Origin of the sequence: Pseudomonas sp. T1.Ur, from assembly GCF_023516725.1 — a bacterium.
Classification (GTDB): Bacteria; Pseudomonadota; Gammaproteobacteria; order Pseudomonadales; family Pseudomonadaceae; genus Aquipseudomonas; species Aquipseudomonas alvandae.
The window spans coordinates 6218422-6232207 of the sequence record NZ_JAMGSN010000001.1 but is presented as its reverse complement, the minus strand read 5'-3'; the positions used below and the strand labels follow the sequence as shown (position 1 = coordinate 6232207).

The following is a 13786-nucleotide window of genomic DNA, read 5'->3' as shown; positions in this document are numbered from 1 at the left end:
CGCTCCAACCTACTGCCGGCCATCAAGCCTCACAATCACAGTCCAGACGCTGAATGCGCCATCATCACTCAACCCGCGGCGGCTTCCATGCGCACCGCGCCGCGACGATTCTGGCCGAAGGCGATCACACAGTTTCGACCCGCGCCCTTGGCGTTATAGAGCGCCTGGTCCGCCGATTTGAGCACCTCTTCGGGCGTACGCTGCTCGATGCGCTCGGCCACGCCGATGCTGACGGTCACCGAAACGCTGGAGGCGCCAGCGCCGGCGCGACGCTGGCGCCCTTGTTGATCGTCCTGGGGACGACTGTCGGGATTGCGCAGTTGAATCGCGTACGTCTCGATGGATTGGCGGATGACTTCCAGGTGGGGCATGCACTCATCGATGGTCTTGCCTGCGAACACCAAGGCGAATTCCTCGCCACCGTAGCGATATGCCCTACCGCCACCGCCGATCTTTGACAGCTTGCTGGCGACCAGGCGCAGCACCTGGTCGCCGACGTCGTGGCCGTGGGTGTCGTTGAATTTCTTGAAATGGTCGACGTCACTCATCGCCAACACATAATTGCGCCCCAGGCGCTGCATGCGTTCGTTCAGTGCCCGACGCCCAGGCAGGCCGGTGAGTTCGTCGCGGAAGGCCATTTGATAAGCCTCGTGGGCGACCGCGGCGGCAATCATCAACATGACTTGGCTGCACATGATGTTCAGGGTAAACGGCAGGATGAATGTCTTGGGCAGCATCCAGAACAACCCGAGCAACCCCACCAGTTGCGCCGCGTGAAGCGGCCGGGGGTTGCGCCAGTATTGCCAGGCCAGCAGCAGGAATGCGGCGGCGAACATCGGGTAGGACAACTGGATCAGGCTCATCCAGGCGCCGTGCAACGCGGGCCAGCGGATCTCCGAGAGCCACAGCAGCAACGGCTGGGGGAAACTTTGCTCCAGGGCCAGCGCCACGCTGCCGAAAACCAGCAACACCGCGAACCGCGCCACCATGTCCTGGAACAGATGGGTGCGCTCCTGCCACGCCGCAAACAGCCCGAACAACAGCGGCAGCAACAGGCAGACGAGGTGGAACACCACCGCCGCGTCTTCGCGCACCTTGCCGTTATCCCGGTAGAAGTCGGTCTGGGTGTCCAGCAGGAAGTAGGCGATGTACACCGTGACCATCAGAAACAGTTCGCGCTGGCGTCGGTAAACGGCGCAATACGCGCCTCCCAGAAGCAACACCAATGTAGGCAGCACATTGAACAGGGAGGTGAAGAAGACGTTGAGATCCTTGACGTAGGCAGCCGCAAGCCCCGACAACAACAGCAGCAGTGACGGTAGGAAATGGCTCAAACGTACAGCGGAAGAACGCGGCAAGGGTAAAGCTCCGACCCGGCTGATCAAAGATGGCATTGTGCACGCGAGGCGTGACCGATGTCACACTGCCATCGCTGTAACGGCAGAGCGGGAAGTTTTCTTAGGGTTGGGTTGGATGAATATTGTTTCAGAATCACCGCGCCCCTCCTGTGGCGAGGGAGCTTGCTCCCGCTCGGCTGCGAAGCAGTCGTAAACCGGCGGGTGCGGTGTGTCTGATATTCCGCATTTGGCAGGTTTGGGGCCGCTTTCACGCCCAGCGGGAGCAAGCTCCCTTGCCACGAGTTTGCCTTGACTGGCGTTGGCAGACACAAAAAAAAAAGCCGCTGCTCCCGAAGAAGCAGCGGCTCTTGTGAAGAACCACGCAGGGCTTAGTAGCCCAGCGCGAAATCTTCTTCTTTCATGTCCATCAGGTTGTTGGCGCCCGACAACATGGCTGCAACGTGAGTGCGGGTACGCGGCAGGATGCGCTGGAAGTAGAAGCGCGCGGTCTGCAGCTTGGCGGTGTAGAACGCTTCCTCACTGGTGCCGGCTGCGAGTTTTTCCGCCGCCAGGCGCGCCATGTCGGCCCAGAAGTAAGCCAGGCAGGCATAACCGGAATACATCAGGTAATCCACCGAGGCCGCGCCGACTTCTTCGCGATCCTTCATGGCGGCCATGCCGACCTTCATGGTCAACTCGCCCCATTCCTTGTTCAACGCAGCCAGGGGTTCGACGAACTCCTTGAGTGCTTCGTTGCCTTCGTTGCCCTGGCAGAACTTGTGGACGATCTTGGTGAAACCCTTGAGCGCTTCGCCCTGGGTCATCAGCACTTTACGACCCAGCAGGTCGAGCGCCTGGATGCCGGTAGTGCCTTCGTACAGCATCGAGATACGGCTGTCGCGCACGTTCTGCTCCATGCCCCACTCGGCGATGAAACCGTGGCCGCCGTAGATCTGCACGCCGTGGTTGGCCGATTCGAAGCCGACTTCGGTCATGAAGGCCTTGGCGATCGGCGTCATGAACGCCAGCAGCGCGTCGGCTTTCTTCTTCTCTTCTTCGTCCACGCCGTACTTGACGATATCGACCTGCTTGGCGGTGAAGTAGACCATCGCCCGGTTGCCTTCGGCGAAGGCTTTCATGGTCAGCAGCATGCGACGCACGTCAGGGTGGACGATGATCGGGTCAGCGGCCTTGTCTGGGGCTTTCGGGCCAGTCAGGGAACGCATCTGCAAGCGATCACGGGCGTACTTCAGGCCGCCCTGGAAGCCGATCTCGGCGTGGGCCAGGCCTTGCAGCGCGGTGCCCAGGCGTGCGGTGTTCATGAAGGTGAACATGCAGTTCAGGCCCTTGTTCGCCGGGCCGATCAGGAAACCGGTGGCCGCGTCGAAGTTCATCACGCAAGTAGCGTTGCCGTGGATGCCCATCTTGTGTTCCAGGGAACCACAGCTCACCGCGTTGCGCTGGCCGATGGTGCCGTCGGCGTTAGGCAGGAATTTCGGCACGATGAACAGCGAAATGCCCTTGGTGCCAGCCGGTGCGTCCGGCAGGCGTGCCAGCACGATGTGGACGATGTTGTCGGCCATGTCGTGTTCGCCGGCCGAAATGAAGATCTTGGTGCCGGTCACTTTGTAGGAACCATCGGCCTGAGGCTCGGCCTTGGTGCGCAGCATGCCCAGGTCGGTGCCGCAGTGCGGTTCAGTCAGGCACATGGTGCCGGTCCATTCGCCGGACACCAGTTTGGTCAGGTAAGCCTCTTGCTGCTCGGGCGTACCGTGCTCGGAAATGGTGTTCATCGCGCCATGGGACAGGCCCGGGTACATACCCCACGACCAGTTGGCTTCGCCGACCATCTCGCTGACCGCCAGGCCCAGGGATTCCGGCAAGCCTTGACCACCGTGCTCGACGTCGTGGGCCAGGCTTGGCCAGCCGCCTTCGACGAACTGCTTGTAGGCTTCCTTGAAGCCGGTCGGGGTTTTCACGCCGGACTCGCTCCAGGTGCAACCTTCGAGGTCACCCACGCGGTTCAGTGGCGCCAACACCTGCTCACAAAACTTGGCGCCTTCTTCGAGAATGGCGTCAACCATGTCCGGAGTTGCGTCCTGGCAAGCCGGAAGGCTCTGATAATGCGCTTCGTAGCCGAGCAGTTCGTCACGAACGAAGCGAATATCACGCAAGGGGGCCTTGTAGTCAGGCATAGCGATAACCTCTGCTGATGTAACCGGGGATGAACGACCGTGGTTTTTTATAGCGGTCAAACAGGTGTTTGAAACATACGTTTACGCCCAAACCTTGTCAAGCGTCGATCCTTCGCCGTTCGTCATCGACCCCTGGAAAAATATCGGACACGGAAAAACCATCGCGTTGAAAAATCAGCGATGCCTGCAAAAAAGATTAGTCGAGCAATAAGACAGCAGAGACAAGAACGCCGCGAATAATCGCGGCGTTCTCATAAATCTCAGGCGCTTGTATCAAGCGAAAGTATCAATCAACGTACCCAGCATCTCATCGGAAGCCTTGGCGACATTCACGCCTAGCTGCACTTGAAACTTCCCATCGGCCATCTCAACCATGTTGCTGGCGAGGTCCGATTGCTGGCTGCGATCCACCGAACGCAGGCGATCGACCTGAACTTCGGACGACTGGCTGGTGACCGAACGCTCGATCGTATTGTTGGCGATCTGGCTGGAGGCCTGATCGACACGGTTCTGCCCTGTCTGAATCGTGCTCAGACCGGCATAGAATGCGGTATTTCCTGAGATTTCCATGACAGGGCTCGTCTTCTTGAAGGGTCGACACCGGCATTGAAACAGAAGCCCTGGAAAAACACCCGACAAAAACACTAATGGCACAGTGCCTCGTCATAGGCAAAACCTTGGCGGGTTCTCAGTCCAGCAAATCCAATTGCAGGTGCTCGGCCACCGCTTCAGCCGTTACGCTCTGGATCCGCGCCACCCGGCCCAGGCAGGGCGCCGGCAGGCGTTCGGCCAGGGTCGCCAGGTTTTCCTCGAGGCGCGAGGTGGCCGGGTCGATGATATTTGCCACCCAACCGGCCAATTGCAAACCGTCACGGGCAATAGCCTCGGCGGTCAACAACGCATGACTGATACACCCCAGGCGCACGCCCACCACCAGGATCACCGGCAGCCCCAGCGCTATCGCCAAGTCGGAAAGATTGTCCTGGCCGGCCAACGGTACACGCCAACCGCCTGCGCCTTCGATCAAGGTGAAGTCAGCGTCCAGTGCCAGCACTTCGCGCATCGGGCCCAGCAGCGACTGTACCGTCAACGCCACGCCGGCCTCCCGGGCGGCGAGGTGTGGCGCGATCGCAGGCTCGAACGCCACCGGATTGACCTGTGCATAACTCAATGGCATCGAGCATTCGGCTAGCAACGCCAAGGCGTCGGCGTTGCGCAGGCCCTTGGGCGTCACCTCGCAGCCGGAGGCCACCGGCTTGCCAGCAGCCGTGCTCATGCCGGCCTGTCGCGCCGCGTGCAGCAGGCCCGCTGCAACGGTGGTCTTGCCAACGTCGGTGTCAGTGCCGGTGATGAAATAAGCCTGGCTCATAGTGGTTTCTCCAACACGGCGTAGACCACCTGATAGGTCGCGGGCAGGCCCTGGGCCTGGCGGAACCGTTCGTAGGCTTCGACCAACGCGAGGATTCGCGCCCTGCCCGTCAACCCTCCGGGTCGGCCCGGGTTCAGATTATGAGCGCCCAATGCTTTCAATTCGTGGGTCAGGCTACGTACATCCGGGTAGTGCAACACATGGGGCTGATTTTCCAGGCAGAGGACATTCAATCCGCTACTTGCGCACAACTGTTGATAAGTCTCGAAATCACGGAAACGGTTGACGTGCACCCAGCCATCCACCTGACGCCAACTGTCACGCAATTCGTACAGTGTGCCGACACAAAGGCTGGTAAAGGCAAACACACCGCCCGGTTTCAATACGCGATGGGCCTCGCTCAGCACCGAGGCAAAATCGGCGCACCATTGCACCGCAAGGCTGGAGAAAACCAACTCACAGCTCGCCGCCTGCAAAGGCAGCCGCTCAGCATCACCGGCGATGAAATGCGCGGCCCCGCCTCTTGGGCGAGCATGGTTGAGCATGCCTTCGGCAATATCCAGCGCAAAGCCGGCGTCCTCGCCGAAACGAGCACCCAAGGCCCGGGTGAAGTAACCGGTGCCACAGCCCAGGTCCATCCAGCGCTGCGGATCGAGCGACGAAGGCAGTCGCCCGAGCAATTGTTGCCCCACGTCACGCTGCAGTTCAGCGACGCTGTCATAGCTGGCCGCCGCCCGGGAAAACGAGGCCGCGACCTGACGTTTATCGGGCAAGGCGCCAGGTAACTTCATAGACAAATCAGTCATCACCGGACTCATGCAAGAAAGCCTGGATCGCCCCCGCCACGCCGTGGGGATCTTCCAGAAGAAACGCGTGGCCGGCCTGTTCAATCAGGCCGATTTCGACATCCGGCAGCAATGCCAGCAACTCGCCCGCCGCTTCGGCTGGCACCAAGGCATCGAGCCCGGCAAACAAATGCAACTGCGGGCCGCGAAACCCCTGCAACGCCACACGAGTATCGAGCAGCGTCAACAACTCGAGACCGGCCATCAGCACGTCAGGCGCTGTATTCGGTGCGCCGCCGAGCAACAATCGCGACAACCCCCGGGGGTCGCCGCAACCTTGGGCACATAGCAAACTGAAGCGCTTGAGCGTCTGGCGCGGATCGGCCGCACACCCGGCAAGAAATCCATCGAAGATCTCACCGGCCATCGCGCTCGGCCATTGATCGTGAGCCACGAAAGACACATTACTGGCCAACGTCAGCACGCCACAGCAGCGCTCGCCCCGGCGCGCCGCCAGTTCCGAGGCCAACATGCCACCCAGGGACCAACCTCCGAGCCAGGCATCCTGGGGCAACGTCGCGTCCAACTCGTCGAGCCAGTCCGCCAGATTGCTCGAAGCCAGCGCCGGCAAGGGCTCGATTTCCACCTGCAAGTGCTCATCGAGCCCCTGCAGCGCAGCGGCCAACGGTTCCAGAGGCGAAACGCCCAGGCCCCAACCAGGCAGCAATATCAGTCGATCACGCATGACTCGGCTCCGGTCCCAGTCGGACAGAACATTCTGCCAGTGCCTCTAACAGTAGTTGCACCTGAGCCTCACTGTGGGCGGCGGTCAGGGTCACACGCAGACGAGCACTGCCAGCGGGGACAGTCGGTGGTCGGATCGCAGTCACCATCAGCCCCCGTTCACGCAGCATCCGCGACAACTGCATCGCCCGTCCGGCATCGCCGACCAGGATGGGCTGGATCGGCGTAAAGCTGTCCATCAGTTGCAAACCGATCTGCTCCGCGCCTTGGCGGAACTGGCGGATCAGCCGCTGCAAATGCTCACGCCGCCAATGTTCGCTGCGCAGCAGTTCAAGGCTCTTGAGCGTGGCGCAGGCCAGGGCTGGCGGTTGACTGGTGGTGTAAATGTAGGGACGCGCGAATTGGACGAGGCTTTCGATCAGTTCCTCACTGCCCGCCACAAAGGCGCCAGCGGTGCCAAAGGCCTTGCCCAGCGTGCCGACCAGCACGGGGACGTCTTCCTGGCTCAGACCGAAATGTTCGACGACACCGCCGCCGCTGGCGCCCAGCGTGCCGAAGCCGTGGGCATCATCAACCATCAGCCAGGCGCCCTTGGCCTTGGCTTCACGGGCGAGGGCCGGCAAGTCGGCGACGTCGCCATCCATACTGAACACCCCATCGGTGACCACCAAGGTATTGCCAACCGCCTTTTCCAAGCGCTGGGCCAGGCTCCGGGCATCGTTGTGCAGATAACGATTGAAACGCGCGCCGGACAACAACCCGGCATCGAGCAACGAGGCGTGGTTGAGGCGATCCTCCAGCACGGTGTCGCCCTGCCCGACCAACGCCGTGACCGCGCCGAGATTGGCCATGTAGCCGGTGGTGAACAGCAACGCCCGTGGGCGGCCGGTCAGCTCGGCCAGCGCCTCTTCCAAGGCGTGATGCGGCCCGCTGTGGCCGATGACCAGATGAGATGCGCCACCGCCGACGCCCCAACGCGCGGCACCTTCGCGCCAGGCCTCGATCACTTGCGGGTGATTGGCCAGGCCCAGGTAATCGTTGTTGCAGAACGCCAGCAGCGGCTGACCGTCGACCACCACTTCCGGACCTTGGGGGCTTTCGAGCAGCGGGCGCTGGCGATAGAGATTTTCAGCACGACGGGCAGCCAGGCGTGCGGCGAGATCGAAGGGCATGCTGGCCTCAACTGTTTAAGGACTGGCCAAAGCCCCTTGTGGGAGCGAGCTTGCTCGCGATAGCGGTGAGCCAGTCGACATAAATGTTGAATGTTCCATCGCCATCGCGAGCAAGCTCGCTCCCACAGGGCCTTGCATGCCAATCCGGGAATCGGTGCGTGATCAAACAGCGGCGTTATAGAACTGCTCGCTGCTCTTCTGCTCCACCAACGCCTGTTCAATGGCCGCTTGATGCACTTCGTCAGCATGCTCTTCACGGGCTTCGGGCTGGATGCCCAGGCGCGCGAACAGTTGCATGTCCTTGTCAGCCTGCGGGTTGGCAGTGGTCAGCAACTTGTCGCCGTAGAAAATCGAGTTCGCGCCGGCGAAAAACGCCAGGGCCTGCATTTGCTCGTTCATCGCTTCGCGGCCGGCGGACAAGCGCACGTGGGATTTCGGCATGAGGATCCGCGCCACGGCCAGCATGCGGATGAAATCGAACGGATCGACGTCCTCGGCATTCTCCAGCGGCGTGCCGGCGACTTTCACCAGCATGTTGATCGGCACCGACTCCGGGTGCTCCGGCAGGTTTGCCAGCTGGATCAGCAGGTTGGCGCGGTCGTCCAGGGACTCGCCCATGCCCAGGATCCCGCCAGAGCAGATCTTCATCCCCGAATCACGCACGTAGGCCAGGGTCTGCAGGCGCTCGCTGTAGGTGCGGGTGGTGATGATGCTGCCGTAGAACTCAGGCGACGTATCGAGGTTGTGGTTGTAGTAATCCAGGCCGGCCTGGGCCAGCGCTTCGGTCTGTTCCTGGTCGAGGCGGCCCAGGGTCATGCAGGTTTCCAGGCCCATGGCCTTCACACCCTTGACCATCTCCAGCACGTAAGGCATGTCCTTGGCCGACGGATGCTTCCACGCCGCGCCCATGCAGAAACGGGTCGAACCGATGGCCTTGGCGCGCGCCGCCTCTTCGAGGACCTTCTGCACTTCCAGCAACTTCTCTTTTTCCAGCCCGGTGTTGTAGTGGCCGGACTGCGGACAATATTTGCAATCTTCCGGGCAGGCGCCGGTCTTGATCGACAGCAGCGTGGAAACCTGGACGCGGTTGGCGTCGAAGTGCGCGCGGTGCACGGTCTGCGCCTGGAAAAGCAAGTCGTTGAATGGCTGGACGAAGAGTGCTTTGACTTCGGCCAAAGACCAGTCATGACGCAGGTTGGCAGTGGTGCTGGCGCTCATGGGCATTTCCTTGATTATGCTTGGCTGGCGCCTGGGGCACTCAATACCCACAGGCGCGACACGGATGTTCGGCATATTTAAGGAAGAGTCATGCGCTGTCAACCTCGATACAAATGGCCGGTTTACATCTGGTCAAAAAACAAACAACCCTGCCTATTGTGCGGCGAACACACGGACACACCGCAGCCAATCTGCACGCCTTGTGAAAGCGAATTGCCCTGGCTTGGCGATCAATGCAATGTCTGCGCGCTTCCGCAGCCCATGCCAGGGCTCCGCTGCGGACAATGCGCCACGCGCCGGCCGGCTTTCGAACGGGTCGTGGCGCCATGGATCTATGACTTTCCGGTGGACACGCTGGTCACCCGTTTCAAGCATCAGGCGAAGTGGCCGCTTGGGCGCTTACTCGGCGAACTGTTGGCGCAGTCGATCCAACATCATTTTGATGAAGGGCTGGAGCGTCCGGACGCGCTGGTGCCGGTGCCACTGGCGGCTCGACGCCTCCGGCAGCGCGGTTTCAACCAGGCGGCGCTGCTGGCCCGCTGGCTCAGCGGGCCGCTGCAGATTCCTTGCGAGGAGAAACTGCTGCTGCGCGTCCAGGACACCCCCGCGCAACAGGCCCTTGATGCCCGTGCGCGGCGTCGCAATCTTCGCCAAGCCTTTGCCTTGGCGCCTGACGCTTTATTGATGAACCGCCACTTGGCCCTGGTGGACGACGTGCTCACCACGGGTGCCACGGCCCAGACGCTTGCACGCCTGTTGCTCGATGCCGGCGCTGCCCGGGTCGATGTGTATTGCCTGGCCCGCACGCCAAAACCCGGCGACCCCGCTTGACGCGCCGCCGCCGAGGCGCCAACGTCCGGGCATCAAATCCCTGCACGCAGTTTTTCGTCATGACATTGCCTACGCTCCTGACCCAGCACATCGTCCGCCGACCACAGCGCATCGCCCTGTTGCAGCACATCGCCGAACAGGGCTCGATCACCCGCGCCGCCAAGAGCGCGGGCCTGAGCTACAAGGCCGCATGGGACGCGATTGACGAACTGAACAACTTGGCGGACCAACCGCTGGTCGTACGCAGCGTGGGTGGCAAGGGCGGTGGTGGCGCAAAACTGTCAGAGGAAGGCCAACGTGTCCTGCGTCTCTATCAACGCTTGCAGACCTTGCAGGCGCAACTGCTGGAAGCGAGCGAGGACGCAGGGGACCTGGGGCTGCTCAGCCGGCTGATGCTGCGCACCAGTGCCCGAAACCAGCTGCATGGCAAAGTGCTCGGCATCGACGCCCAAGGTCACAACGACCGGGTGCGCGTGGAACTGGCCCGTGGCCTGGTCATCGACACACAGATCACCCACGACAGCACACTGCGCCTGGAACTGGAAACCGGTACCGAAGTGGTTGCCTTGATCAAGGCCGGCTGGCTGGAGCTGTACCCCGCCGATCAGCCAGAACATCCGGGGGCCAACACGCTGCGCGGGGTGATCGAAGACGTCGCCGCCGCCGAAAACGGCCCCAGCGAAGTGCGCATCGGCCTGCCCAATGGCCAGACCTTGTGTGCCCTGGCTGATCCATCGCGGCTCAGAGAGCGAAACCTGGAGGCACGCTCACCGGTGCAAGTGTGTTTTTCTCCGTCAAATGTGTTGCTGGGCACCCCGTTGTAGCCCGCTGAAACAAAAGCTTCATCGACCCGCTTTAAGGTGACTGCCAAAACCAGCAGGGAGCCTGATGATGAGCCTATTAGAAGATAACCAATCCACCGACCTGGAAAACATCGTCGGCTTGAGCCGTCGCCGCTTCATTGGTGCTGGCGCCCTATGCGGTGCGGCGATGTTCCTGGGCGGCAACCTGCTGAGCCGCAGCGTCATGGCCGCCGCCGTGAGCGAAGGCAACAAACGCATGCTGGGCTTCGACGGCATCGCAGCCGCGACGACAGACACCATTACCCTTGCGCCAGGCTACAAAGCCTCGGTGTTGATCAGTTGGGGCCAGCCATTGCAAAAAAATGCACCGGCATTCGACCCCAGCGGCAACGGCACCGCCCGCGCGCAGGAAATGCAATTTGGCGACAACAACGACGGCATGAGCCTGTTCCCGATGCCTGGGGATGAAAACCGCGCGCTGATGGCGATCAACAACGAATACACCAATTATCGCTATCTCTTCCCCCATGGTGGTCAGCCGCAATCGGCCGAAGAAGTGCACAAGGCCCAGGCCTGTGAAGGCGTGTCGGTGATCGAGATCGAGCGGCGTCGCGGTCAATGGCAATTCGTCCAGGATTCTCGCTACAACCGCCGGATCCATGGCAACACGCCGATTCGCCTGAGCGGCCCGGCTGCCGGTCACGACTGGGTGAAAACCAGCGCCGACAAAAGCGGTAAAAAAGTGCTGGGCACCTTTCAGAACTGCGCCAATGGCATGACGCCGTGGGGCACTTACCTGACCTGTGAAGAAAACTTCACCGACTGCTTCGGCAGCAGCAAGGCCGACCTGAAATTCGATGACGCGCAAAAGCGCTACGGCGCTACCGTCACCAGCCGCGAGATCAACTGGCACCCGCATGACCCGCGCTTCGACCTGGCGAAGAATCCCAACGAACTCAATCGCCATGGCTGGGTGGTGGAAATCGATCCGTTCGACCCAAAATCCACTCCGGTGAAACGCACCGCCCTGGGCCGTTTCAAACACGAAAACGCGGCCCTGGCACAAACCCATGACGGTCGCGCCGTGGTGTACATGGGCGACGACGAACGCGGCGAATTCATTTATAAATTCATCAGCCGCGATCGCATCGACCACCGCAACGCCAAGGCCAATCGCGACTTGCTGGACCATGGCACCCTGTACGTGGCGCGCTTCGACGCCGGCGATGGCAACCCGGACCATCCGAAAGGCAAGGGCCAGTGGATCGAGCTGAGCCACGGCAAGAACGGCCTCGACGCCAGCAAGGGTTTCAATGGCCAGGCCGAGGTGCTGATCCACGCGCGCCTGGCCGGCAGTGCCGTGGGCGCGACTCGCATGGACCGCCCTGAGTGGATCGTGGTCAGCCCGAAAGACGGCCAGGTCTATTGCACCCTGACCAACAACGCCAAGCGCGGCGAAGATGGCCAACCGGTGGACGGGCCAAACCCTCGGGCCAAGAACGTCTACGGGCAGATCCTGCGCTGGCGCACCGACCGCGACGACCACGCCTCCAACACCTTCGAGTGGGATCTGTTCGTGGTCGCCGGCAACCCGACGGTACATGCCGGTACACCGAAAGCCGGCTCATCCAACGTCAATGCACAGAACATGTTCAACAGCCCCGACGGCCTGGGCTTCGACAAGGCCGGCCGGCTGTGGATCCTCACCGACGGCGACTCCAGCAACGCCGGAGACTTCGCCGGCATGGGCAACAACCAGATGCTCTGCGCCGACCCAGACACTGGCGAAATCCGCCGTTTCATGGTCGGGCCGGTGGGTTGTGAAGTGACCGGGATCAGTTTTGCACCGGACCAGAAGGCCCTGTTCGTGGGCATTCAGCACCCGGGTGAAAACGGCGGTTCGACCTTCCCCGAGCACCTGCCCAATGGCAAGCCGCGGTCTTCAGTGATGGTGATTACCCGCGAAGACGGCGGCGTTATCGGCGCCTGATCTGGCCTCATCGCGAGCAAGCTCGCTCCCACAGGATAGACGGTACACCGTAGATCCACTGTGGGAGCGAGCTTGCTCCGGGCGGCGATCCGACGATAGCGTCAGCACAGCCACCCCCTATCTGCCTCCGTCTGCGCTACCATGCTGGGCCGGACGCGGCAGCCCTGCCGCTGCGCAGGAGTCAGCATGTCCCATCCGTTCGAAACCCTCACGCCCGACCTGGTGCTCGATGCCGTTGAAAGCATCGGTTTCCTCAGCGACGCCCGCGTGCTGGCCCTCAACAGCTACGAAAACCGCGTCTATCAGGTCGGCATCGAAGACGCCGAGCCGCTGATCGCCAAGTTCTATCGCCCCCAGCGCTGGACCAACGAAGCCATCCTGGAGGAACACCAATTCACCTTCGAACTGGCCGACCGTGAAGTACCGGTGGTGGCGCCGTTGATCCATAACGGCGCCAGCCTGCACGAACATGCCGGGTTTCGTTTCACCCTGTTTCCCCGCCGCGGCGGCCGCGCGCCGGAGCCGGGCAATCTCGACCAGCTCTATCGCCTGGGCCAGTTGCTCGGGCGCCTGCATGCGATTGGCGCGACCCGTCCGTTCGAACACCGTGAAGCGCTGGGCGTGAAGAATTTCGGCCACGACTCGCTGGACACGGTGCTGCAAAGCGGCTTCGTCCCTCGCAGCCTATTGCCGGCCTACGAATCGGTCGCCAGGGACTTGCTCAAGCGCGTCGAGGACGCCTACGCCGCCACGCCCCACCAGAACATCCGCATGCACGGCGATTGTCATCCCGGCAACATGATGTGCCGCGACGAGGTGTTCCACATCGTTGACCTGGACGATTGCCGCATGGGGCCAGCGGTGCAGGATCTGTGGATGATGCTTGCAGGGGATCGCCAGGAATGCCTGGGCCAGCTGTCGGAGTTGATGGACGGTTACCAGGAATTCCATGATTTCGATCCACGGGAATTGGCCCTCATCGAACCACTGCGAGCCCTGCGCCTGATGCATTACAGCGCCTGGCTGGCCCGCCGCTGGGACGACCCGGCGTTTCCACGAAGCTTCCCGTGGTTTGGCAGTGAGCGTTACTGGGGCGACCAGATATTGGCGTTGCGCGAACAATTGGCCGCGCTGAATGAAGAGCCGTTGAAGTTGTTCTGATTGGGCTCGGCCCCAACAGCCACTGAAATCCCTGTGGGAGCGAGCTTGATCGCGATAGCGTTGTATCAGTCAATATAAATGGCGGCTGTTCCACCGCCATCGCGAGCAAGCTCGCTCCCACAGGGGACCTAACAAGGTTCACAGCACAACCAGACAAATCTCCTTACAATCACTCCTCTGT

12 protein-coding genes are annotated in these 13786 nt (G+C 61.7%); 4 read left to right on the top strand and 8 right to left on the bottom strand.

All coding sequences use genetic code 11. The features are described from left to right. Positions 1-68: 68 nt before the first annotated feature. From M8Q45_RS27610 to bioB, 8 genes are all read right to left on the bottom strand, one after another. Positions 69-1358, bottom strand: a complete 1290-nt coding sequence (locus M8Q45_RS27610; protein ID WP_030139256.1) for a GGDEF domain-containing protein — start codon at positions 1356-1358, stop codon at positions 69-71. A 368-nt stretch (positions 1359-1726) separates the two neighbouring features. Further along, the gene (locus M8Q45_RS27605; RefSeq protein WP_249877186.1) at positions 1727-3532 is read right to left on the bottom strand and encodes a phenylacyl-CoA dehydrogenase; all 1806 of its coding nucleotides are present in this window, start codon (positions 3530-3532) and stop codon (positions 1727-1729) included. A 273-nt stretch (positions 3533-3805) separates the two neighbouring features. Continuing rightward, positions 3806-4102, bottom strand: coding sequence for a pyrroloquinoline quinone biosynthesis protein PqqE (locus M8Q45_RS27600; RefSeq protein WP_249877185.1), 297 nt, complete (start codon positions 4100-4102; stop codon positions 3806-3808). 118 nt (positions 4103-4220) lie between these two features. Then, positions 4221-4901 carry a dethiobiotin synthase gene (gene bioD, locus M8Q45_RS27595; protein ID WP_249877184.1) on the bottom strand — a complete coding sequence of 227 codons (681 nt, stop codon included), beginning with the start codon at positions 4899-4901 and terminating at the stop codon, positions 4221-4223. Then, entirely contained in the window at positions 4898-5707 is an 810-nt protein-coding gene (gene bioC / locus M8Q45_RS27590) for a malonyl-ACP O-methyltransferase BioC (RefSeq protein ID WP_249877183.1), read from the bottom strand. Before bioC ends, bioD begins: the two co-directional genes overlap by 4 nt. Next, positions 5700-6431, bottom strand: a complete 732-nt coding sequence (locus M8Q45_RS27585) for an alpha/beta fold hydrolase (RefSeq protein WP_249877182.1) — start codon at positions 6429-6431, stop codon at positions 5700-5702. Before M8Q45_RS27585 ends, bioC begins: the two co-directional genes overlap by 8 nt. Beyond that, the gene (gene bioF, locus M8Q45_RS27580) at positions 6424-7602 is read right to left on the bottom strand and encodes an 8-amino-7-oxononanoate synthase (RefSeq protein ID WP_249877181.1); all 1179 of its coding nucleotides are present in this window, start codon (positions 7600-7602) and stop codon (positions 6424-6426) included. The genes M8Q45_RS27585 and bioF overlap by 8 nt, the downstream gene beginning before the upstream one ends. Before the next feature lie 162 nt (positions 7603-7764). After that, entirely contained in the window at positions 7765-8820 is a 1056-nt protein-coding gene (bioB, locus tag M8Q45_RS27575; RefSeq protein ID WP_039590691.1) for a biotin synthase BioB, read from the bottom strand. Between the two features lie 90 nt (positions 8821-8910). On the opposite strand from bioB, the gene M8Q45_RS27570 reads away from it, so the two are divergent. The 4 genes from M8Q45_RS27570 (at position 8911) to M8Q45_RS27555 (ending at position 13605) form a co-directional block, all read left to right on the top strand. Continuing rightward, entirely contained in the window at positions 8911-9651 is a 741-nt protein-coding gene (locus M8Q45_RS27570; protein WP_249877180.1) for a ComF family protein, read from the top strand. A 59-nt stretch (positions 9652-9710) separates the two neighbouring features. After that, positions 9711-10475: a TOBE domain-containing protein gene (locus tag M8Q45_RS27565; protein ID WP_249877179.1), complete on the top strand. Its 765-nt coding sequence runs from the start codon at positions 9711-9713 to the stop codon at positions 10473-10475. 67 nt (positions 10476-10542) lie between these two features. Beyond that, positions 10543-12444, top strand: coding sequence for a PhoX family protein (locus tag M8Q45_RS27560; RefSeq protein WP_249877178.1), 1902 nt, complete (start codon positions 10543-10545; stop codon positions 12442-12444). 186 nt (positions 12445-12630) lie between these two features. Further along, positions 12631-13605, top strand: coding sequence for a serine/threonine protein kinase (locus tag M8Q45_RS27555; RefSeq protein ID WP_030139267.1), 975 nt, complete (start codon positions 12631-12633; stop codon positions 13603-13605). Positions 13606-13786 lie beyond the last annotated feature (181 nt).